The organism is Streptomyces sp. NPDC051963, assembly GCF_044593495.1.
In the GTDB taxonomy this organism is placed as follows: Bacteria; Actinomycetota; Actinomycetes; order Streptomycetales; family Streptomycetaceae; genus Streptomyces.
In genome coordinates this window covers 95,191-115,956 of record NZ_JBIUCC010000006.1, presented here as the reverse complement: position 1 = coordinate 115,956, position 20,766 = coordinate 95,191, and the positions used below count along the sequence as shown (strand labels likewise).

General features: G+C 67.0%; 20 protein-coding genes and 2 pseudogenes. 15 read left to right on the top strand and 7 right to left on the bottom strand.

All coding sequences use genetic code 11. From position 1 onward, the window contains the following. Window positions 1–3: 3 nt before the first annotated feature. From ACIHFB_RS25020 to ACIHFB_RS24995, 6 genes are all read left to right on the top strand, one after another. Entirely contained in the window at window positions 4–474 is a 471-nt protein-coding gene (locus ACIHFB_RS25020) for a VOC family protein (protein ID WP_400127956.1), read from the top strand. An 11-nt stretch (window positions 475–485) separates the two neighbouring features. After that, window positions 486–1,175 carry an NADPH-dependent F420 reductase gene (locus ACIHFB_RS25015; protein WP_400127955.1) on the top strand — a complete coding sequence of 230 codons (690 nt, stop codon included), beginning with the start codon at window positions 486–488 and terminating at the stop codon, window positions 1,173–1,175. A gap of 548 nt (window positions 1,176–1,723) precedes the next feature. Continuing rightward, the gene (locus tag ACIHFB_RS25010; protein WP_365281757.1) at window positions 1,724–2,602 is read left to right on the top strand and encodes a helix-turn-helix transcriptional regulator; all 879 of its coding nucleotides are present in this window, start codon (window positions 1,724–1,726) and stop codon (window positions 2,600–2,602) included. Between the two features lie 101 nt (window positions 2,603–2,703). Next, window positions 2,704–3,606 carry an aldo/keto reductase gene (locus ACIHFB_RS25005; RefSeq protein WP_365281756.1) on the top strand — a complete coding sequence of 301 codons (903 nt, stop codon included), beginning with the start codon at window positions 2,704–2,706 and terminating at the stop codon, window positions 3,604–3,606. Beyond that, complete coding sequence (locus ACIHFB_RS25000; protein WP_365281755.1) at window positions 3,603–4,025, top strand: DUF2255 family protein; 423 nt, start codon at window positions 3,603–3,605, stop codon at window positions 4,023–4,025. Before ACIHFB_RS25005 ends, ACIHFB_RS25000 begins: the two co-directional genes overlap by 4 nt. A 220-nt stretch (window positions 4,026–4,245) precedes the next feature. Beyond that, window positions 4,246–4,725, top strand: a complete 480-nt coding sequence (locus ACIHFB_RS24995) for a diadenosine tetraphosphate hydrolase (protein WP_365281754.1) — start codon at window positions 4,246–4,248, stop codon at window positions 4,723–4,725. Window positions 4,726–4,750: 25 nt separating this feature from the next. On the opposite strand, the gene ACIHFB_RS24990 is transcribed toward ACIHFB_RS24995, so the two are convergent. After that, a complete protein-coding gene (locus ACIHFB_RS24990) occupies window positions 4,751–5,410 on the bottom strand; it encodes an NAD(P)-binding domain-containing protein (protein WP_365281753.1) in 660 nt (219 codons plus the stop codon). Between the two features lie 70 nt (window positions 5,411–5,480). Between ACIHFB_RS24990 and ACIHFB_RS24985 the strand changes: the two are divergent. Next, window positions 5,481–5,651 (top strand): annotated as a pseudogene (locus tag ACIHFB_RS24985) (NADP oxidoreductase); the annotation flags it as partial. Window positions 5,652–6,502: 851 nt separating this feature from the next. Here ACIHFB_RS24985 and ACIHFB_RS24980 read toward each other — a convergent pair. The 5 genes from ACIHFB_RS24980 to ACIHFB_RS24960 form a co-directional block, all read right to left on the bottom strand. Next, window positions 6,503–6,874 carry an STAS domain-containing protein gene (locus ACIHFB_RS24980; RefSeq protein WP_365281752.1) on the bottom strand — a complete coding sequence of 124 codons (372 nt, stop codon included), beginning with the start codon at window positions 6,872–6,874 and terminating at the stop codon, window positions 6,503–6,505. Between the two features lie 253 nt (window positions 6,875–7,127). After that, window positions 7,128–8,621 carry an aldehyde dehydrogenase family protein gene (locus ACIHFB_RS24975; protein WP_365281751.1) on the bottom strand — a complete coding sequence of 498 codons (1,494 nt, stop codon included), beginning with the start codon at window positions 8,619–8,621 and terminating at the stop codon, window positions 7,128–7,130. Between the two features lie 26 nt (window positions 8,622–8,647). Beyond that, window positions 8,648–9,253 carry a TetR/AcrR family transcriptional regulator gene (locus ACIHFB_RS24970; RefSeq protein ID WP_400127954.1) on the bottom strand — a complete coding sequence of 202 codons (606 nt, stop codon included), beginning with the start codon at window positions 9,251–9,253 and terminating at the stop codon, window positions 8,648–8,650. Between the two features lie 30 nt (window positions 9,254–9,283). Then, on the bottom strand, window positions 9,284–9,679 hold the full coding sequence (locus tag ACIHFB_RS24965) for a hypothetical protein (protein WP_400127953.1): 396 nt from the start codon (window positions 9,677–9,679) through the stop codon (window positions 9,284–9,286). 578 nt (window positions 9,680–10,257) lie between these two features. Next, complete coding sequence (locus ACIHFB_RS24960; protein ID WP_400127952.1) at window positions 10,258–11,007, bottom strand: transposase family protein; 750 nt, start codon at window positions 11,005–11,007, stop codon at window positions 10,258–10,260. 458 nt (window positions 11,008–11,465) lie between these two features. On the opposite strand from ACIHFB_RS24960, the gene ACIHFB_RS24955 reads away from it, so the two are divergent. Together ACIHFB_RS24955 and ACIHFB_RS24950 are read left to right on the top strand one after the other, a co-directional pair. Then, window positions 11,466–12,275: an alpha/beta fold hydrolase gene (locus ACIHFB_RS24955; RefSeq protein WP_400127951.1), complete on the top strand. Its 810-nt coding sequence runs from the start codon at window positions 11,466–11,468 to the stop codon at window positions 12,273–12,275. Window positions 12,276–12,382: 107 nt separating this feature from the next. Continuing rightward, a complete protein-coding gene (locus ACIHFB_RS24950; RefSeq protein WP_400127950.1) occupies window positions 12,383–13,189 on the top strand; it encodes a helix-turn-helix domain-containing protein in 807 nt (268 codons plus the stop codon). Window positions 13,190–13,976: 787 nt separating this feature from the next. Here ACIHFB_RS24950 and ACIHFB_RS24945 read toward each other — a convergent pair. Then, window positions 13,977–14,759 (bottom strand): neutral zinc metallopeptidase, encoded by a 783-nt coding sequence (locus ACIHFB_RS24945; RefSeq protein WP_365281746.1) that lies wholly within the window; start codon window positions 14,757–14,759, stop codon window positions 13,977–13,979. Window positions 14,760–15,171: 412 nt separating this feature from the next. Between ACIHFB_RS24945 and ACIHFB_RS24940 the strand changes: the two genes are divergently transcribed. The 6 genes and pseudogenes from ACIHFB_RS24940 (at window position 15,172) to ACIHFB_RS24915 (ending at window position 20,747) form a co-directional block, all read left to right on the top strand. Further along, window positions 15,172–16,656, top strand: a complete 1,485-nt coding sequence (locus ACIHFB_RS24940; RefSeq protein ID WP_400127949.1) for an alpha/beta hydrolase — start codon at window positions 15,172–15,174, stop codon at window positions 16,654–16,656. Between the two features lie 228 nt (window positions 16,657–16,884). Then, a pseudogene (locus tag ACIHFB_RS24935) lies at window positions 16,885–17,066 on the top strand (transposase family protein); the annotation flags it as partial. A 702-nt stretch (window positions 17,067–17,768) separates the two neighbouring features. Continuing rightward, entirely contained in the window at window positions 17,769–18,326 is a 558-nt protein-coding gene (locus ACIHFB_RS24930; protein ID WP_400127948.1) for an EF-hand domain-containing protein, read from the top strand. Window positions 18,327–18,367: 41 nt separating this feature from the next. Further along, entirely contained in the window at window positions 18,368–18,955 is a 588-nt protein-coding gene (locus ACIHFB_RS24925) for a cytochrome P450 (protein WP_400128267.1), read from the top strand. 118 nt (window positions 18,956–19,073) lie between these two features. Beyond that, complete coding sequence (locus tag ACIHFB_RS24920; RefSeq protein ID WP_400127947.1) at window positions 19,074–19,616, top strand: hypothetical protein; 543 nt, start codon at window positions 19,074–19,076, stop codon at window positions 19,614–19,616. A 669-nt stretch (window positions 19,617–20,285) separates the two neighbouring features. Further along, window positions 20,286–20,747, top strand: coding sequence for a hypothetical protein (locus ACIHFB_RS24915; RefSeq protein ID WP_365281742.1), 462 nt, complete (start codon window positions 20,286–20,288; stop codon window positions 20,745–20,747). The last annotated feature ends 19 nt before the right edge of the window (window positions 20,748–20,766 follow it).

The window sequence follows — 20,766 nt, the reverse complement described above, 5'->3', positions numbered from 1 at the left end:
ACCATGAGCAGGATCTGGCACATCGGCTTCGCAGTACCCGAACTGGAACAGGGGATGGCCGAGTTCGGCACCCTATTCGAGCTGGCCTGGCGCCCGGTCGTCGTCCGGTCGCTGACCATGAAGGACGGGCACGGCCACGCGCACGACGTGGACTGTCACGTGACGTTCTCCCTCGGCGGCCCGTTCGCCGTCGAGCTCTGGCAGGCGATCCCCGGCACCCCCCTGGCCGTGCCGGAGAGCGGCTACTTCCACCACATCGGCTACTGGGCCGACGACCACGCCGCCGAGAAGCGGCGGCTCGCGACGCTCGGGTACGGAGACCTCCTGCGCTCCGACCCCGGGCTGCTGATCGCGCTCGGTCCCGGCAACGTGAGGGTCGAACCGTGCGACCTCCAGCGCGACCAGCCCTATCTGCGGGACCTGTATCCGCCGGACTCGCCGTTCGCGGGCGAACCCGTCCTCCCCAGCGTCTGAAGGGAATTGCCATGAACATCGGCATCATCGGTGCCGGGAACGTCGGCTCCACTCTCACCCGCCTGCTGACCTCCGCAGGACACCGTGTCTCCGTCGCCAACTCCCGCGGTCCGCAGACGCTCTCGGCACTCGCGGCGGAGACCGGCGCACAGGCCCGCACCGTTGCCGAGGCGGGGAAGGGTGCGGACGTCGTGATCGTCGCCGTGCCCTTCGGCGCGGTGCCGGACATCGCCCGAGACGCCCTCACGAACCTGCCAGAGGGGACCGTGATCGTCGACGCCGGCAACTACGTGCCGGGACTGCGGGACGCCGCCGTCCCCGAGCTGGACGGCGGCGTCGAGAGCGTGTGGACGGCGGCGCGGATCGGACGGCCTGTGGTGAAGGCGTTCAACACCGTCACCGCCGAGCACCTGGCAAGCCTGGGCCGCCCCGCGGGAGCCGCCGGTCGGATCGCGATCCCCGTCGCCGGCGACAATCCGGCCACGACGGCACGCGTGCGTGAACTCGTCGGCGACGCGGGCTTCGATGCGGTGGATGCCGGTCCGCTCGCGGAGTCCTGGCGTCAGCAGCCCGGCACCCCGGTCTACACCGCGGACCTTGACGCGGCAGGGGTCCGCGAGGCTCTGCGGCAAGCGAAGCCGGAACAGACCCAGCAGTGGAGGGCCCGGATGATCGAGGCGGCGGCGCGCTCTGCGCAGTGATCGGACAGCAGCGGGGTGCGTGTTCCTCAGGCCGAAGGGCGAAGGCGGCCGTGTCGCGCCGCGCCGCTGTCACGGGCCTCTGCCCAGCGAGCCAGTCAGTCGTCCGCGGCCGGGACGCCGCGTTCTGCTCTGCCCGCCGTCGACCTCAACAGCGTCTTCTGCGCCCCTCCCGGACGCGCCAAGGCTTGCGGCCTGCGCCTGCGAGCCTGTCGGAGCGGTCGCCGGCACAGCTGAGTGGCGTCGGTCCCGGGGCCAACGGGTTGGCGGACCAGATGCAGAAGCACGCTCAGCCCTCTACCTGCTCTGTGCCGGCGACACCGTCGATGTCGCCGATGCTCCGACTCGCCGACCGAGCCGCGCAGATTGTCGCGCGCTCCGCACACGAGGACGCCGCCGATGCGGACCAGCCCCGCGAGCCCGGGCGGCGCCACCGGGCCGGTCCCCGTGATGGGGAATGGGGGAGAGGCAGGTTTCTGGCGGGGAAGCCGCGTGCCGGGGAAGATTTCTTCCCCTCTTCGGCAACGGCTGCCTGGGGCATAGTGGCTGGCATGTCCGATACGCGTTCACCCCGCTCCGAGTTCGGCGCGTTCCTCAAGGCGCGCAGGGCCGAGCTGACCCCCGCGCAGGTCGGTCTCGCCGACGACGGCACGGTCCGGCGGGTCCCGGGGCTGCGCCGCGACGAGGTGGCCCGTCTGGCCACGATGAGCACCGACTACTACACCCGCATCGAGCAAGGGCGTCTGCGCGCCTCCGCCACCGTGCTCGCCTCACTCGTGCGCGCCCTGCGTCTCGACGAGGCCCAGGCCACCTATCTGTACGAACTGGCGGGCCGGGCACCCACCCCGCGCCGTCGCCGCCCGGTGCAGCGGGTGCGACCGTCGGTGCAGCGGATGCTCGACGGCCTCGGTCACCTGCCGGCCATGGTTCTGGGCCGCTACAACGACATCCTCGCCTGGAACGCGGCCGCCGCGGCCCTCTACCAGGACTTCGCCCTGCTGAAGCCGGCCGAGCGCAACTACACGCGGCTGATCTTCCTCGACCCCGCCATGCGAAGCCTCTTCACCGACTGGGAGGACGCGGGACGAATCAGCGCGGCAGCCCTGCGGATGGAGACGGCCGCCACCCCCGACGACCCGCGCCTGGCGACCCTGGTCGGTGAGCTGTCGGTCCGCAGTCCCGAGTTCCGCCAGTGGTGGAACGGACGGATCGTGACGGACACCGCCTCCGGCAGCAAGCGCTACCGCCATCCCCTCGTCGGGCCTCTCACCCTCGACTGCGACACCTGGACCAGCCCCGAAGACCCCGACGTCACCTTCGTGGTGCTCACCGCGGAGCCCGGCAGCCCCGAGGACAACGCCCTGCGCATCCTCAGCTCCTGGCACACCGCCCCCGCACCACCTTCCACGGCCGACACCCCCCACGACTGATTCCGGCCCGCAGCGCACGCCGTTCCCGGCCCGGCCGCCTCGGATCACGTCCGCTCACGCAGGCCGTCAGTCATAGCACCGCTCCAAGGAGGAGCCCACTCATGCCCCGGAACACCACTCCTCGTCCGTTTCGTCCGTTCTCGCTCGGCGGGGACCTGCCCGTCTCCCGCATCGGCTACGGCGCGATGCGGCTCCTCGGTCCCGACCAGTGGGGGCCCTACCCGCACCACGACGACGGTGTCGACCTCCTGCGCGGCGTCATCGACGCCGGCGTCAACCTGATCGACACCGCCGACGTCTACGGACCGCACAGCAACGAACTGCTCATCCACGACGCCCTCGCCCCCTACGCCCGGGACTTGGTCATCGCGACCAAAGGCGGGTTCGTCCGTCCCCGCCCCGGCCCTCACGTCACGGCGATCGGCAACCCCGACTACCTGCGCCAGTCCGTCCACATGAGCGCACGACGGCTGGGCCGCGACCGCATCGACCTGTACTACCTGCACAGCGCCTGGGCCACCGACGCATCGTTCGAGGACCAGGTCGGCACGCTCGCCGAACTCCGCGACGAGGGCCTCATCCGCCACATCGGCCTGTCCAACCTCACCGTCGACCAGCTGAAGACGGCGCAGGCGATCACCCCGATCGCGGCGGTCACCGCCCACTACAACGTCGCCGCCCGCGCCAACCAGGATCTACTGGACGCGACCATCGCCTCCGGTGCCGCGTTCGTGCCGTGGCAGCCGGTCTCCCTCACCACCCCCGGCGACCCGACCGACACCACCGGTCCCGCCCACCTCCACCAGGTGCTCGCACCGATCGCCGACGCCCACGGTGCCACGATCCCGCAGGTGAGCCTCGCCTGGCTCCTCGCCATCGCCCCCGGCGTCCTGCCCATCCCGGCGACGACGCGGCTGGACCACTTCCGGGAGAACCTCGGCGCGCTCGACCTCACTCTGACCCCGCAGGAACTCGCCACCATCGACGACCTCGGTACGCCATGACCGCGACACACACCAGACAGTGGACCGCGCAGGAGCTCGCGGCCCTGGACGCCGCCTTCTCGATCGTCCTCGCCGCGCGGACCGACGACGGACCACTGCGGGGCAGCGTCGAGATCGGCCTCGTCGTCACCCCGGACGGTGTGTTCGTCCGCGCCTACCGCGGACCGGTCTCCGGCTGGTTCCAGGCCACCCAGGCCCGCGGACAGGGAACCATCCGGTTCGGCGGGCGCACCGTCCCCGCCCGTTTCGACCATGCAGCACCGGAGGACGAGCCCGCGATCCACGACACCATCGACCGCGCCTACGTCCGCAAATACGGCGACGGTTCGGGCGGGATCGCCACCGACCGGGCGCGCGCAGCCACGGTGCGCATCACGCCCATCGCCGACGAGGCATCGATTCCGCACGAGACACTCTGACGACCGGTACCGTGCACCCCCCGCCCCGCGACATCCGTGCCTTTGGCACAGCGACTCCGTATTGAGACGGATCTTCCGCCAGTCACCTGCTGCCGGGCGCCGAACGGCGCGGCATACGGGGTTGAGGCTGACGGAGGTGTACTCCAGGTGCCGGTCGGGAGCGGTGCTCCGAGACGCTGACCGCGGATCGGGAGATCGGCGATCAGATAGCTTTTTGGCCATGGTTGCTGACTGGCGAATGGACCGCATCGGGAGTGCGCTGCGAGGTGAAAACCCGGCCGTGCTGCGTCACATGAACGCGGGTTTCGCAGTGATCGGCGATGTTCAGTTCCTGCCGGGCTACTCCGTGCTGCTGGTGGACGACCCGAAGGTGGAGAGACTGTCGGATCTGCCTGAGGCCAGGCGGCTGTCCTTCCTCTCCGACATGGACACACTCGGAGAGGCAGTCGAGCAAGTATCCCGTCGCATGGACCCGGCCTTCCGAAGGGTCAATCTGGAGATCCTGGGCAACACCGATGGGTTCCTGCATGCGCACGTATGGCCGCGATTCGCGTGGGAGCCAACCGACTTGGTCAGCAAACCGGTGTGGCTCTATCCCGGCGACAGATGGACCGACGAGCAGTTCGCACTCGGTCCGCAGCATGACCCACTGCGCAAGGCAATCGAGGCCGAGTTGGACCGTCTGCGCTCGGCGCATTGACGTCACGGTCCGCGATAGTTGACGGTTACCGCGTTGCGGTGGCCAGTGCCGCGCGGATGGCGTCCTCGCCGACCTGCTGGCCCTTCTCGTTCGAGTACGGCCCGTACGGTGTTCCCCACACCGGTGTGTCCGTCGCCTGCCGCCAGCTGTCGGCCAGGGTTCCCGCGCCCACCACGCTGTAGCCGATGGAGTCGATGAATTCGGTCACCGCCGCCTTCGCCGGTGCGGAGTCCCCGGAGATCGGGAGGTAGGAGCGGTCGGCCGCCCCTGCAGGGCGGGCGAGTGACAGCAGGTGCTTGAAGAAGATGTTGTTGAACGCCTTTACGAGCAGGGCGTCCGGGACGTACCGCAGAAGCAGCTCGGTTGAGGTGAGGGATTTGCTGTCGAGCTCGGGGATGTGCCCGTCACGCTCGGGACCGTAGTTGCAGGTGTCGATGACCGTCTTCCCGGCCAGTGGCGGGGCGGGCACGTGGGGGAAGGCGCTGACCGGCACCGTGACCACGACAATGTCACCGGCCGCCGCGGCCCCTTCGCTCGTCGCCGTGGACGCCCGCGGCCCCAGTTCCTCGGCCGTGTCCACGAGCGTTTCGGGACCGCGCGAGTTGCTGAGCACCACGTGGTGCCCGGCACCGACAGCGAGTCGTGCGAGGGTCCTGCCGATGCTTCCGCTTCCGATGAATCCCACAGTCGTCACAATCTCAACGTCCTTTAGAAGAACCGAAGTTGCCGGTTGCCGGGCTCGTCACGATCCGGGTCAGGCGTTCATCGAGAGCCTCGGGCTGCGCCCGCTGGACGTCGGCGGCCTGAAAATGGCGCACTGGCTGGAAGGAGCGGGCGTGGTCACGGTGGGCCTCGCCAACCACGGGGTGGGGAACTTGGACTTCGCCCTGAGCATCACCGAACTTCCCGTCGGAGTTGACGGTTGACGGATCACCGAAAGGACTCGCCAAGTGAACCCGTGGCGAGTCGGTGGGGTAGCGGTCCTGCACGTCCTTCTCGAGGCGAAGATCACTTCCGTCGGGTCGATGACCGCTCCGTCCAGCCGTGCTTAGGGCGACTCCAGCCGTCGGGCGGCCATGTAGTGGTCCGTGACTCGGCAAGCAGCCTGATCGCGCGCAGGTAGGTCTGGCTGTTTGTCAGGGCCGTAGCCCAGTGGTGGGCGATCCAGGCGTGCGCCAACTGGGCGCCCCGCTCAAGCGGCTTCGCCGCCTGCCGGGACCTGCGTTCTCCTCGTCTGGGCATCAGATCGCCTGCCGTTCTGCCAGACGGCTCGAGTAGTCGGCGTAGGTCTTGTTCTGGTCGTTTCACTCCGGATCGCCCTCGCGACCAGCAGGTTCGTCCGCCGGATGGAGCGCAGAGACCGCATCGTGGAGCTGGCGTGCAGGTGTCCGAGCATTTCGACCGCGCACCGCCGGGCATTCAACTCGCCCCTCATCAACGTGGCGAAAGGAGTGCCGTCGGCCGTTCCATCACTGGCACCACTCTGAGGCGGTAGGGATCTCGGTCAAGTCGACGAACAGAAGTGTCCTGTACGGCGGTCATCAGGTGCAGGTCCATCCTGCTGGTAGCGTCCCCAGCCGAGCGGCAACACGCGTCAATTGTCTGCAGAAGCGGTGGGTTCCGCCGTGCCGTAGGTTGCGGGCGCCGACCGCGACCAGGGCCTCCCGGATCCCGGCGGCCGGATTGCAGCCGGCCTGCGGCACCGGTGCTCCGAGCGCGATGAGTTGGGCATCCAGCCTCTGACTGGGGAAGACGCGCGTACGGTTCTCGGCCGCTCTCAGTTCTCGGCCGTACGGCCGTCGAGCGCCTCGGCCAGTGTGGTCGTCAGGGCGAAGGCCGGCCCGAGTCCCACGATCCGGATCATCTTGCGGATGATGCGGTGGGGACAGACGACGGTCAGATGTCCGCCCCGTTCCTCGACGCGTCGCCGTGCGCGACACAGGATTCTCAGCCCGTAGCAGTCCAGAAACTCGACCGGACCGAGATCGATCACGAACCCGGTTCCCGGGCGCTCCGTCGCCGCGTCCAGCTCTGAGTTGACGCGGACAGCGACGGATATGTCGATTTCACCGAGCAGTTCGACGACCGTTCGTCCCGCCGTCTCGTACGCGCGAACGTGCTGGGAGGGAGGAGCCACATTGCCGTGCATGGCGACATCACCGTGGGTTCAGGGAACTGTCCGCCTCGGTGCTGAAACGGACGACGAAGGAGGTCCACAGCCACCGGGGGCACGGGTGACGACAACACGACCCTAGGCTGACGCCCACTGCAGGCGGGCGAGGATCTCGAACAGAAACGCTTCACCCGAGGGGACATTCCTCCTTTGGAGGGAAGTCTCTGCGGATTGCCTTGACATCTACGGATTGCCTTGATGCCTGCGGATTGGCTTGACGAGAGGCAAGCTAGCGGATCGCGACAGCGACGCTCTTCTCCCGCAGGAACTCCTCGAACCCCGCGCGGCCGCCTTCCTTGCCGACGCCGCTGATCCCGATGCCGCCGAACGGCCGGTGCACGGCGAGGTTCGGTGCTCCGTTGATCAGCACCTCTCCGGCCTCCAACTCGGCCGCGATCCGGTGCGCCCGGGTCAGGTCGTGGGTCTGGATGTAGGACGAGAGGCCGTACCGCGTGCTGTTGGCGATCGAGATCGCCTCCTCGTCCGTGGAGAACGTGGTGATCGCCACCACGGGACCGAAGACTTCGATCTGCGCGATCTCCGACGACGGATCCACGTCGGTCACCACCGTGGGCTCGATGTAGTAGCCCGGCCTGTCCATGCGCTTGCCGCCGACGACGAGGGTGGCGCCGTCGGTCACGGCCCGCTCGATCATTCCCATGATGCGGTCCACCGCGCCCTGATTGACGACCGGACCGTACGTGGTCGCGGGATCATTGGGATCGCCGACCGTGATGGCGTCGACGAGCGTGCGCACCCTGGCGACGATCTCGTCGTGGATGGACTCGTGCACCAGCATCCGCGTCGGCAGTCCGCATCCCTGGCCCGCGAGGCCGCCGAAGGCCGCTCCCATGTTGAGGGCGCATGCGGCATCCAGGTCGGCGTCCTCGAGGACGATGTTCGCGGACTTGCCGCCCAGTTCCAGGACGACTGGCTTGGCGGTTTCGGCGCAGGCGGTGAGGATCTTGGTCGCCGTCGGGAGACCGCCGGTGAAGCTGACCTTCTTGACCAACGGGTGGGTGACCAACCGGTGTCCGGCGTCAGCGGTGCCCGGGAGCATGTTGACGACACCCGGAGGGAAACCCGCTGCTTCGACGAGATCCATGAACAGTTCCCCGGTGAACGGGGTCAGCTCACTCGGTTTGATCACGATGGTGTTGCCCGCCGCCAGCGCGGCCGGCGCCTTCATGGCGATGGACATGAGCGCGGCGTTCCACGTGATGACCAGTCCGATCACACCGTACGGCTGAGGCAGGGTGTAGCCGAGCTCACCGTCCTGCTGCGGACTGCCCGTCACCTCACCGATGATCTTGTCGGCCCAGCCTGCGTAGTAGCGGGTCCATCCGGCCGCGAGTGCCGTGAAACCCGATCCGGATCGCGCCGGGCGCCCGTTCTCCGCGGTGCCCAGCCGGACCAGTTCGTCGCCGTGCTGCTCCATCAGGTCAGCCAGTTTCAGCAGCAGTTCGCGTCGGCGGGCGGGGGGCGTACGCCGCCAACCGTCGAACGCCGCATGCGCATGCTCTACGGCACTGTTCACCGCGTCGGCATCCGCCAACGGGATCGCCGCGTCGACTTCACCGGTCGCCGGATTCACGTGCTCCCAGTACTCCGCGGACTTCGGCAGCACCTTCTCGCCGTTGATCCGCAGATGCACCTGGGGGAGCCCGGCTTGCGTGGCCGCGGGCCCACCGTTCCCGTACGTCTTCTCCCTGAGATCTGACATTTCGCACCTCTCCTCATGAACGTTCTTCATGAACGTTCTTCGCCGGTCCGGAAGCCCGCGAGCGCCAACTGAGTGGCGGCACTGGCCCTGGCCACGAACTCCTCCCGTGAACCGGACAGGTACTTCGAGCCCTGGCCGATGGTGTGCAGCACCGCGGCGACCGCCTCCGGTGTCACCCCCAGCCGCCTTCGGTCGTTCTCGGTCGTCTCCGAGGCGATCGCGGCAGCGAGCCTGGCGTCGAACGCGCTGATGGCCGTATCGACGACGTCCTTCAGCTGAGTCGCGGGATTCTCCAGCATGTTCGCGATGTCGGACGCCAGCATCGACCCCACATAACGCCCGAGCCACGCGTCCAGTGCGGCCACGATCCGCCGGTCCAGCCCGGCGCCCTCCTCGTCCAGACGACGGGACACCTCGTCGAGTGCGGTGTCGAGCTCCTGGCGCACCGCGGCCCGGAACAGCGCTTCCTTGTTGGGGAAGTGCAGGTAGAGACCCTGCCGTGAGATGTCCGCCGACCGTGCCACATCCTCCATCGAGGTCTTGCGGAATCCATGGCGCCCAAACACTTCCAGAGCCGCGGCGAGCACTCGCTCCCGTCGGGCGCTGTCGGTCGTAGATCGAGTCGACGTCATATCCAAACTTTACAAGCTGCGCAAAATATGTCAAGCATGTCTACGTGTGACGGCCGGAGAATCGTGCTCGACGTCGACGCTGTGCCGCTGGGAGACGGAGATCAGGTGGCTGGCAATCCGGTGCGGGCGGCCGAGGTCGACGCGTTCGGTGGAGCGCTTCACCGGCCGGCGCTTGCCGTCCTCGGACAGCAGGAACAGACGGCGCACGTGGTAGAGGGCCCACGGAATGTCGAGCTCGCGCTCGAACGCCGCCATGCACGCCCGGTCCTTGGGCTGGGGTTGGTCGAAAAGCTCCATGAGGCTCTTGCGGCCGTAGGGCTCCGCGTTCGGATTGAGGCTCATCGCCGTGTACTCCAGGCGCGGCACCTCGCCGGGGATGTCCGGGTGGGAGCGCATGCGTTCCGTCTGGGCGGGCGGCGCGCCCATGGAGGCGGAGAAGCGGCAAGTTGTTGAGAATCGAGACAGAAATGCGACCCTTCAACTGCTGGGGTAGGGGCGGGGGTTGCGAAGGCGGGACCGGTCAAGGCGGTCACCGCATGCATGGGGTGGGGCGCGGACTGGCTCGCAGGCCGCTCGTTGCCCTTGGTTGTGTGGATCGGCCCGCTCGCGGTGGCGCGTTGCCAGTCGTGCAGGATCTGAGGGTGCAGATCATGAGGGCGGTGAGGATGCTATGGGCAGCCCGTGGACTAGGCGTTTCTTGGGGTCGGCCAGGTCGATCCGGAAGCCCTTGGCCCCGGCCCTCGATGCCGACCCCACTCCCCGCCGTTTCTCTTGCGGCGGCAGGATGCCTGATCACGGATGAGCACGCGGGAGATCCCATGAACGATCAAGGCACCACTGGCTCGGCAGAAGGCTTCAGCGCCTTCGCTGTCGACGCCGGCCGGCCGGAATCACGGCAAGTCACGGGTCACCGCTACAACCGAGTCACCGGCGACATCCATGTGTACCTGTGGTTCGGCTCCCCGAAACTTCGACGCCGAGGTCGAGGACGTCACGGAGCCTTTTCAGCGGTGCCGCTCCAGGGTGAGGATGGCGGCTGCGATTGACGACATGCGGTTGGGACTGCACCGGGCTTTGCGGAAGATCCGCCAGGACTTCAGTCGTGCGACGCCGCGCTCGGCCGGGGCGCGTGCTGCCGACAGCGCGCGGTTGACGGTTTGCCGGGTTGGTGTGAGGTCGCGGCCTGGTGGGCGTCTGCGTGGTGTTGTCACCCATGGACCGGCTCCGATGTAGGCGCGGTCGGCGAGGATCGGGATGCCCTGGCGTTCGCAGATTCGGATTATTCGGTGGGTGCGGGCCGCGGTCAGGTCGTGCGCGCGGCCGGGCAGTGTGGGTGAGATCCACAGCAGTCGTCCGCCTGGATCGGTCACCACCTGCACGTTCACCCCGTGGCAGCGGTGCTTTTCGGAGAAGTCGGCCCGGCTGTCGCCGACCCGGTCGCACTCCGCGAGGGTGCCGTCCAGCAGAACGTAGTCGGGGTCGGCTTCGCGCAGGCGCCGCAGGAGTCCGGGTGCGCGGTCGGCCAGCAGGGTGATGACGGCGGCAGTGTAGGCGTGGGCGGTGCCGACGGAAATGCCGAAGCCGGCCGCGAGTTGGGCGAGGGTGTCGTGCCGCCGCAGGTACACCAGGCCGACCAGCGCACGCTGGTGCGGCGGGAGTTTGCACCGTCGGTCACCCTCGCGGGTGACGATGAGCATCGTGACCCACTCGACCAGGGCATGGGGCAGATCGAGTGCGGCAGAATACGGAACCAACGCGGCTCCTGTGCCTGTGGGTTGAGACTTCGAACACCTCCCCCAACGGCACGGGAGCCTCGTGCGTTGCGCACTGAGCCGAAGCACGATAGCTGTCACCCTCGAAGCCCGCTGAACTGCGACTTCAGTCGGGCGAGGCAGGGTAGTTGTCACCGACGCGGCGCGCTAATTGTCACCAGCAGTGCGCAAAGCATCGCGGCTGTCACCGACTCCCGTGCTCCGCAGCCGACTGAACTGCCCCGTGCCCCGGCTGCCCTGTAACGGTGCAGCTAGCACATAGGGACTCGTTGACCTGTATGAATGCCACGCAGTTCGAGACTGCAGATGGCCGCCGATCTCAAACGGCCTGGCTTTCGCGGAAGTCCCGCTCGCCGTGGAGACGGAAGTCCTGGCGATCGTCGGCCCCGTGACGACATTTGTACAAGACCGAGGCCGGCAGCCCAGGCATCCTCCCGTGCATGGGTATCTACGACGGCGAGCACTTGCATGGGATGCACATGGTCCACGACGGCCCGCAGGAGGCGCCGCCGCTAGTGCTCATCCACGGATCGGGGGCCTCGGGCAGCTCCTGGGGCCCTGTAGTGCCGGCACTGGCCAGCCGGTATCACGTCATCCGGGTCGACCTCCCGGGCCACGGTCAGTCCCCGTCCGCGCCGTCGTACGACGTGTCTGAGCAGGCAGCCCGCCTGGCCGCTGCCCTCGATGAGCTCGGCCTTCGTCCGGTCACCGTGGCCGGGCACTCCAGCGGCGGATACATCGCCACCGCCCTCGCCGAACAGCGCCCGGACCTAGTGGGTTCGCTCGCGCTGATCAGCAGTGGCCCGAGTCCCGACGCGCTCCTTCCGCAGCCCGTCCTCCTTCGGGTCCTGATCGCCCCGCCGCTCGGCCCGCTTCTGTGGAGAGTCCGTTCCGACGCGATGCTCCGCCGGGGGGTGACCGTGGTGTGCAACCGCCCGGTGGACGTCCCGGACGACCTGGTCGCCGGGGCGCGGGCCATTGGCTACCGCACGTTCAGGACGGTGCTGCGCCAAAACGGCGCGTACATCGCCGAGAGGAGCGTACCCGCGCGCCTGACCGCACTCGACGTCCCGGTTCTGGTGATCTTCGGTGCTGCCGACCGCCGCTGGGATCCGTCTTCAGCGCACCACTACGACGCCGTACCGAACGCGCGAGTCGAGCAGCTGCCCGATGTCGGGCACCTCCCCATGCTCGAAGCACCGGAGGCGACTGGCGAGTTGCTGCTGGACTTCGCGGCGACGGGCCGCTGACACCCATTGCCTGGCCTGGTGCCGTGAGGTCCACCGAATCACCACCTGACTGGGCGTCGCTGGAGGTCGCCGTGCCCCGGCAGCCGGGCCGACTGCCGGGTGTCAGCATGGCTGGGTTCCGCCAACGTGCCCCGGCGCGCGTGGATATCGCCATGGTCGTGCACCCCTCGGTCACTTTGTTCGTGGACCTGAGTGAGGGAGACAGCCTTGTCTACGACGCCCACGGCCGGCGCGAATGCGGCAGCACGGTCGTTGGACTGGTACCGCACGACCTTCGGCTCGGAGGCCGGGCGACCGGGGGGATCGAGTGCCTCCAGATCCGGTTGTCGCCGGTCCTGGCAGTTGCGGTGCTCGGCGCATCGGCCGACCTCAGCGGGACGGTGGTCTCCCTGGAGGATGTCTGGGGCCGCGACGCCGGGCGAGCCGAGGACAGGCTGCGGGCAGCCACGTCGTGGGACGAGCGGTTCACGATCGCAGTGGATGCCCTTGGCCGACGGCTGAGCGCCCGCCCGTCGCTTGATCCAGAGGTGGCTGCTGCCTGGCGGCTGATGCTCACCAGCCGGGGACGGGTACGCGTCGACAGCCTGGCGAACGAGGTCGGATGGAGCCGTAAGCGCCTGTGGTCCCGCTTCCGGTCCCAGATCGGCCTCACCCCCAAGCACGCCGCCCGGCTGGTGCGCTTCGACCACGCCGCCCATCTCCTCGCGGCGGGTAACGCCGCCGCCCAGGTGGCGCCCGCAAGCGGCTACGTCGACCAGGCCCACCTCCACCGCGAGGTCAAAGCCTTCACCGGGGTGACACCCACCGCCGTAGCCGCTGCGCCGTGGCTCGCCATCGATGACGTCGCGTGGCCGACCTCGTTCGCAGACCTGCCGCCGTCGACGCCTCCGATCCGTCAGGTTCCGGCGAAGTGAGCTGAGGTCCTACGAGAGGCGAGGCACGGTCTCCCAGCACGTGCCCGGATGAGAAGCGGACAGCACAAACGAGAACGGGTGGGAATCCGACAGGACACCGGCGGTTGGGCTGGCGCGCGTAGTCCGACGACCCCGGTGACAACAAGCTGCCTTGGTGACAACTACCGCGCTTCGGCACACGCACCCTGCCGGCCTCCGAACCCGTCACAATCACGACAGACGGGAAACCCATGACGTTCGAACTCTGGCGCAACAGCAACAACCGTCACTGGGTTGCACGGGGATGCGTCGAGAGCACTGAAGTGGTCCTGTCCGGCTCCGAGATCGAACCCAGCGAGCTCAGCCTGGTCCGCGTGAGTGACTTGACCTCGTTCTCGAACCCATTCGCATCCCTAATGGTTCATTTCCCGCCTTCGGCGTGACGGTGTTCGTTAGGCGGGTCAGGGGGACGAAGGCGTTGCTGGTGCCCAGCTCCCTGGGGGTGAGGCCGGCTGGGGTGGGAGTGTCCGCAAGGAGTTCGGCGAGGGCGCTGACCGCCTCGCGGTCGCCTTCGAGAGCCTCCCGTTCGTCGTCGGTGAGGTCGAGCTGTTCGAGCGTATGGTCGATGCCGTCCTAGACGGCCAGGAGTTGGCCGTGGGCGGACTGTTTGGGGACGTAACGGGCAGCGTGCGCAGGCCAGTCGGTGGGGGCATTTTTGCGGCTTCGCTGGCTGGAGACACCTCAACTAAAACCGTCTCGCCGTACGTGCGGGCCACGTTGTCACCAGAACCACTCTGCTGGGCAAGCTCTATTCCCACTGTTCGGTGACCCAGTACTGGTGAATACACTGGACGGGATCGCCACTGTTGTAGCCCAACGTAAAGGCGGTCGTCCGCTCATATTTGCTGCCGTGGGGTTGAGCTTGACCGATCACTACGTCACCGGCCGACTCCAGAGCGCTGATGGCATCGGGCAGACGGACACTGGGAATAAGATCCTGCTGAGAGGCGTACTTCGTCCAGTTTCCGCTGAAGCAGTCGGCGATCAGTTCCTTTTCCTTCACCGGAACGACCTGGCCGTTCTCCAGGACGGGTGCGCCGTCTTTTATCTGGACGATGTCTTCCCAACCCTTTTGCTCCATGAGCTCGTTTTGTACCTCGTGGCCGTATTCATGGGCCAGCACGACAGCCGGCGCGAGGGGGCCGTGCTGGTCTTGGAGGGCCAGGGCCATCGTGACAGGGAAGTAGATTCCACCTGTGTAGTCGACGCCTTCGTTGTTCGTCCAGTCGTCGTCCGGGCAATAGAAGATGCTCTCAGTGTCATGGGCGATCGGCTCTTCTACGCACTTACTGCGGTAGGGGTCTTCGCCTGTAACGGGGATTGCGATGAATGCGGACGGCCCCTCCGCTTGCAGGCTCTTAAACTGCTCATGCCAGTAGGCATCCACGTGGTCATAGGTGGCCGTCAGAAACGTGCTCATCTCTTCTTCCTCGGCAGGTGTTGGTTGGCCTACCGATGCCGGCAGTTGTGTCGCAGCATTTCCGGCGGATGAGACCGTGGAGAGCCCTGCTGTTAGGAGCGTCACTGTCATACATAGGCCCGTAGACCAAACGGCGAGCTGCTTGCAGCTTCGCATGGCCACCTCCGAGAGGACTTGTGACCCTCTCTTCACTCTGCGCTTGTTTCATCTCAGCGGCAACCGCAACTTTGGTTGGTGCTATTGGGCGTCTGCACCGCCAGCCAGAGGTCCAGAGGCAACCAACCACCTACTCCGCGTGGGGCCCTGTACAGGAAGGTCTCTTCGGGCACTTGAGGACGGGCGGATGTCTGCCCGATCCGCTAGCCAGTGCAAGCCCTCCCTGTTCCCAACACGCTGCAGGCCACCGGCCAGACCTTCCGGACGACGAGCTTGCTGGGCCGACCACTTGGGGTTGTGGCTCAGGAGTGCCGCCTCCGCAACCTCTGCTTATGGTGGGAGAGGGGCACATCCCTCGGAGCGTGCCATGCGATGCGCAACACTGTTCTGCGCTGCGGTTCTGACCGCCGCGACCCTTGGTGGCACCACTTCGCGCCCGGCCGCGGACAACCCGCAGCTTGCCGAGTTCTACCAGCAGAAGATCGGCTGGGGCCCGTGCCCCGCGTCCTACCCCACGTCCATGCAATGCGGGAAGCTCGAGGTCCCGCTCGACTACGCGCACCCCGGCCAGGGCGCCTTCGAGCTCGCCCTGTCCCGGATCCCGGCTACCGGCCCGGACCGGCTGGGCTCACTGGTGCTCAACTATGGAGGTCCCGGGCAGAGCGGCGCCCAGGGCACTGCCGACCGCTTCGACCGCTGGCAGGGTCTCGCCAAGTCCTACGACATGGTCGGCTTCGACCCCCGCGGCATCGCCGAGAGTGCCCCGATCAGCTGCGACGGCGCCCTGCCGCTCGTGGGCACCGAATACCTGGACGCTGCCGAGCTGCTGCGTGCCACCGAAAAGGCGGCCCGCGCCTGCGAAAGCCATACCGGCCCGATCCTGCGCCACGTCGGCACGGTCGACGTCACCCGGGACATGGACGTGCTGCGCGCGGCGCTGGACGAGCCGAAACTCAACTACCTGGGGGCTTCCTACGGCACCCGGATCGGCGCCGTCTACGCTGCCCAATTCCCGCAGCACGTCGGCCGGATGGTGCTCGACGGAGTCGACACCCTCTCCAAACCCCTGGCGGAACAGGCCATGGACGTGGTGAAGGGCCAGCAACTCGGCTTCGAGGGTTTCGCAGACTGGTGCACCCAGCAGCCGAGCTGCGTGTACACGGGTATGGATCCGGAAAAGGCAGTGGAGAAGGTCGAAGGGCTCGTCGCCCGGCTGGACGAGTCCCCGCTGACCAGCAAGGGCGGCAAGGAGTTCACCGGTCAGTCGCTGGCCTTCGCCATCGAGAACTCGCTGTACGGCACGCGTTCCTGGCCGGAGCTCGCGGACGGCCTGGGCCGGCTGGAGCGGGACAAGGACCTCACGATCCTGGCGGAACTCGCCGAGCCAGAGGGGGACAACGAGGGCGCGGCCCTGACGGTGGTGAACTGCTCCGACTACACCGACCGTGGAGTCGGGGGGGATGTGAAGGCCCTTCAGCGGAAACTCGACTCCCTGCGGCCGGAGTTCCAAAAGGCGTCCCCGATCTTTGGACGCGGCGAACTCTCGGAGATCGAGCTCTGCCACGGCCAGCCCCCGGCTGACGGGTTTGTCGCAAACATCGACCACCCCGGAGCGCCGCCAATGCTCCTGATCGGCGTCCGAAACGACCCCGCGACCCCGTATCGATGGACCGAGGAGACGGCCGCCCGACTCGACTCGCCCGCGATCATCGACTATCAGGGCCAGGGCCACACGGGCTACCCGCACTCTGCCTGCGTGAAGCAGCACGTCGACCGCTTTCTGGCGACGGGGCAGCTGCCGGACGGGAGCACCGTCTGTCCCTCAGAGGAAGTGAATGCGAAGGGCGAATAGCCACTCATCATCCAGCGTGCAACTGTGCGACCACAACACCGGCCGGGGCGCGGCCTCCCCTCTTCAGAGTGGCTACAGATCGAGTGACGGACAGTAGGCTCTGACAGACGACGCCCTCGGACTGTTCAGCGAGATACCTCACGCCTCAACTCGCCAGTCAGGGAGCCCCGTTGGTGACCTATCCCTCGCGCACTCGACCTGCCGTACGCACTCGTGGAATGGGCCACGATGCTCATCGCCACCCGCGAGGGTGACCGTCGCTGCAAACTCCCGCCGCACCAGCGGGCCCTGGCGGCCCTGGTGTACCTGCGCGAGCACACCACCCTCGCGCAGATTGCCGCTGGTTCGGCATCAGTGAAGCCACCGCCCACGCCTACAAGTGCGCCGTCATCGGCCCGTTCGCCGTGCGAGGGCGCCCCGCCTGATCATTCCTGGTGGGGCTGGCGGTGCTGAGCCTCCTGTCGGACGCTTCGGAGGAAGGCTTCTCAGCCGGTCGAGCAAGGGGAAACAGCGCTGGTGCAGCGTGGCGAATGCCAGCTCCGTCTCGGACGGCTCTCACCCTTGCGAACAGCAGAATTCGCCTCGTCGAGGATGCGACACTCCGATCGCCGCCCAAGCAGCTCTTCTCTCTGCCCCGTCTCTGGGTTATGACGCTGTTGCTCCAGCCCTGTCGGCCTTGGTCCGGGTTGATCCGCGAGCGAAACTGCAGGATGCGACGGGCAATCGTGGCGCGGGTTGTCGCGGAGTGAAGGATCCCGTGCCGGCCTGCGTTCGGCTACTCCAAGACCGACTCGCTCGCCGCGCTGGTGGGCATCCCGAAACCGCCGTTGGACGTTGATCGACAGCTTGGCGAAGACCTTGCTTGCGGAACTCGGACTCCACTTTGCGCAGGCTGATGAAGAGCCGTAGGCCGACCTCCGGGTTGAGGCGCCGTCTTGATCGGGCAAGGCGATCTGCCTTCCGAACCGGTGAGTCCACGTCTGCGTGGACTCAGAACCCACAGTGGTGACACCAGGGCTAGATGTTCGATATGTCGTAATCATCGCCTTTGGTGTCTTCGTGCTTCTTGCAGGGGATGTTGCCGTTGATGTCCCCGACACGAGAGGCGTGCGATGAGCTACACGTTCCTGGAGCGGAAGATCGCCCGATGCTTCGATCTGCTGGACCGCAACAGTGATGGAGACCTCAGTAGGGACGACTGCGTGGCGCTGGCCCGCGCGGCGGCCGACGCTTCGGGTTTTGCGGCTGAGTCTGCGGATGCCCGGCGTGTTCACGACGCTTACGTCCGCCTGTGGGAGGTGCTGCTTGCTCCGATGGACTCGGACGGTGACGGCCGTATCAGCCTGAAGGAGTACGTCACCGCCGTCACCGGTCTGTCGTCCGACCGCGACGGGTACGCCGACTCGCTGGGCGTGGCAGTGGATGCGTTCGTCGAAGCAGGAGACGCCGACCGGGACGGTCGGCTTTCGCGGCCGGAGTTCCTTGCCCTCTACCGGGCGACCTTCCCCTCTCTCGGGCAGGAGGAGATTGCTGATGCCTTCGAGCACCTGGACCGGAACGGCGACGGCCACATCACCCGACAAGAGCTGAGTCAGAACATCCAGGAATACCTGCTCAGCGAGGACGTCAACGCGCCGGGCAACTGGTTTCTCGGGCGCGTGGACGTCTGACGCCGCCGGGCTGATGCCGACCGGTCCGGCGCCGGCCCGGAATCTGCTCACAGACTGGCGCGAATCACCTGGTATCCGAACACCCTGAACAGGAAAGGCGCTTGGTCGACGAGGTGTACTCGGTTACCTCGGGCCGACCGGTCACCTTTGCCGACGTCAACCGGCTGCCGCACACCTGTAACGTCATCACCGAGGCGATGCGTCTGCGCCCGGCAGCCTGGATTTTCACTCGCAGATCGGCTGCTACCACCCACCTGGGCCCCTACCGCATCCCGGCGCACAGCGACATCGCCTACAGCCCCTACGCCATGCAGCGCGACCCTCGCTCCTTCGCCCATCACCTGGAGTTCGACCCCGACCGCTGGATCCCCGATCGCGCTGCCGCCGTGCCCAAGCTGGCGATGATGCCCTTCGGCACCGGCAATCGCCAGTGCCCGGGGGACCACTTCGCCTTGGCCGAGCTCGTCATCATCCTGGCCACGGTGAGCGCGCAGTGGCGCCTCCAGCCGGGCCCCGGCACAGACAGCACCACCAAGATCGGCATCACCTTGCACCCCAAGCGGCTACTCATGCGGGCCGAACCGCGGCAACCCCTCAAAACGCCGGTGTCCAACACCCCGGGACACTGATCCTCGAAACTTCGCAAGGACGACCGCAACCTGAACGCCGTGGCCCACGCTCTCGGCAGCAGCCCGGGCAATAGTCGCTACCGACCGTGAACATGCAACAGAGCTCTCGAACCCCTGATTGGGCACCTCAAGCCGCCGCGCTCAGTGCACACCAAACCCGGACTGCGTTTCCGCAGGAACCAGTGCGCATGGACTCGCCGACCCTGCACCCGAACTGGATTCCATCCGTTGCCAAGTCGATCAGGCGCTTGAACGCGCCAGCCGCCACCACGGCCGCCAGCGGCTGTTCCCGTTGGTCAACGTCAGCGCGCCCCACGTCCCGCACGGCCGCTACGTGTGCGCAAGCCAGGACAGGGCCGCATCGCAGGCAGCGGCCCTGTCGTACGCCGATGGCCGGCTCGGCAGGCTCCTGGACGGGCTTGCCGAGCCGGGCCACTGGCTGGTCATCATGTGCACTGATCACGGCGACGCCTACCGTGACGACAGCCACCACGGCCGCGGCATCGCCCACCCCGCGGTCTTCAACGTGCCATTCGCCTCATGGGTCCACGCGCGACTGGCTGTCCTCTATCCGATCGTCTGGTCGGCAGGGTTCGAACAGGGGCCTGATTCCAGTAAGTTGTCCTGTGCGGAGGCATGGAAGAAGAGCGCTTCTTGGTAGCTCGCGGTTGTCGAGTCCAGCGCGAAGCAAGAAGCCGTGTTGTCGATGTGTCGCCTTGACGCCGTCGCCCTCCGGGCTGGTCACGACGTTGGTCAGATCGATGTCCGTCGACGTGATCTTGACATCACGCGGCTTCAGCTTGTGCTGTTCCGCGTAATAGCGCGCGCCACGCAGCCCGTTGGCGTCGCACTCAAGCGGGCGTGGTGGTGACCTTGTCGGACTGCACGTCGCCGGCCAGGGCCGCCACGATCGGGGGCCGGTGAGCGGAAGGAAGCCGAGCACCTCCGGCTCCAGCTGCGGATACAGCGTCTTCGCGGTATCGGCCTTGTACCCGTGGTCAACGACTTCGAGGTCCACCTGGCGGCCGCACACCCCGCCCGCCGCATTGAGGTCCTTCAGTCACGGCCTTCCGACCGCCACCTTGTCGGCCGCCGTTGACTCCATTACACCCCGTCGATCATCAGAATATGGAAACTCCGGATGGCTTCGAGCTGAATTCTAAAATCGCCGGCGACGATCCAAGAATCGAAGACTTTACGGAGGGGCGGGTCACGCTATTGGTGGACGCCACGAGGTTTTTGCCGTTACCGTCTGGCACGTACTCAGGCCGACAGGTCAGGAAACAACGAGAAACCGGAAGTCACGGTTCCGAATGCAGGGAGATAACACGTGAGACTGCTTCGCCTGCCGTTCATCTTCACCGTTGCGCTGACGGCCCTGCTGGGCACCCTCGCATCGCCCGCTTCGGCGGTGGAACGTACCTGCTGGGGGGCGACGGGAAACTTCAACGCCGACCCCGTTCTCTTGGTGGACTGGAAACGCAACGCAAGTGAATGCTTCGGTATCGCCCCTTCGGGTAGCATTTGGCACACATGGGATGGTGCCGGAAAATGGTACGAGATGCCGGGTAATGGCTCCGGCGAGTCCCTTGTGGGTGGCTATGACGTCTTCTCTTCCAACGATCTCACGACATGGGTGGGAAAGGCTGTAAAAGTTTCGACCACGACACACAATGATTACTGCATCTACCTGGACTACGCGACCAACACCTGGGGTGGTTGGTATGCGGTCAGCAGTAACAGCAGTTGCGCCGTCCACGCAGTCCCGGCGGTAACCTACGATGTGTGGTAGGGCGTAATCGGAATGCTAC

What these genes read in the sequence shown, in the direction of transcription:
- ACIHFB_RS24940 (WP_400127949.1), top strand. Translation starts at nt 15,172, where the DNA reads ATGCGATGCGCAACACTGTTCTGCGCTGCGGTTCTGACCGCCGCGACC.
- ACIHFB_RS25015 (WP_400127955.1), top strand. Translation starts at nt 486, where the DNA reads ATGAACATCGGCATCATCGGTGCCGGGAACGTCGGCTCCACTCTCACC.
- ACIHFB_RS24955 (WP_400127951.1), top strand. Translation starts at nt 11,466, where the DNA reads ATGGGTATCTACGACGGCGAGCACTTGCATGGGATGCACATGGTCCAC.
- ACIHFB_RS24980 (WP_365281752.1), bottom strand. Translation starts at nt 6,874, where the DNA reads ATGCACGGCAATGTGGCTCCTCCCTCCCAGCACGTTCGCGCGTACGAG.
- ACIHFB_RS25000 (WP_365281755.1), top strand. Translation starts at nt 3,603, where the DNA reads ATGACCGCGACACACACCAGACAGTGGACCGCGCAGGAGCTCGCGGCC.
- ACIHFB_RS25005 (WP_365281756.1), top strand. Translation starts at nt 2,704, where the DNA reads ATGCCCCGGAACACCACTCCTCGTCCGTTTCGTCCGTTCTCGCTCGGC.
- ACIHFB_RS24970 (WP_400127954.1), bottom strand. Translation starts at nt 9,253, where the DNA reads ATGACGTCGACTCGATCTACGACCGACAGCGCCCGACGGGAGCGAGTG.
- ACIHFB_RS24950 (WP_400127950.1), top strand. Translation starts at nt 12,383, where the DNA reads ATGGCTGGGTTCCGCCAACGTGCCCCGGCGCGCGTGGATATCGCCATG.
- ACIHFB_RS24995 (WP_365281754.1), top strand. Translation starts at nt 4,246, where the DNA reads ATGGTTGCTGACTGGCGAATGGACCGCATCGGGAGTGCGCTGCGAGGT.
- ACIHFB_RS25020 (WP_400127956.1), top strand. Translation starts at nt 4, where the DNA reads ATGAGCAGGATCTGGCACATCGGCTTCGCAGTACCCGAACTGGAACAG.
- ACIHFB_RS25010 (WP_365281757.1), top strand. Translation starts at nt 1,724, where the DNA reads ATGTCCGATACGCGTTCACCCCGCTCCGAGTTCGGCGCGTTCCTCAAG.
- ACIHFB_RS24975 (WP_365281751.1), bottom strand. Translation starts at nt 8,621, where the DNA reads ATGTCAGATCTCAGGGAGAAGACGTACGGGAACGGTGGGCCCGCGGCC.
- ACIHFB_RS24945 (WP_365281746.1), bottom strand. Translation starts at nt 14,759, where the DNA reads ATGACAGTGACGCTCCTAACAGCAGGGCTCTCCACGGTCTCATCCGCC.
- ACIHFB_RS24965 (WP_400127953.1), bottom strand. Translation starts at nt 9,679, where the DNA reads ATGGGCGCGCCGCCCGCCCAGACGGAACGCATGCGCTCCCACCCGGAC.
- ACIHFB_RS24930 (WP_400127948.1), top strand. Translation starts at nt 17,769, where the DNA reads ATGAGCTACACGTTCCTGGAGCGGAAGATCGCCCGATGCTTCGATCTG.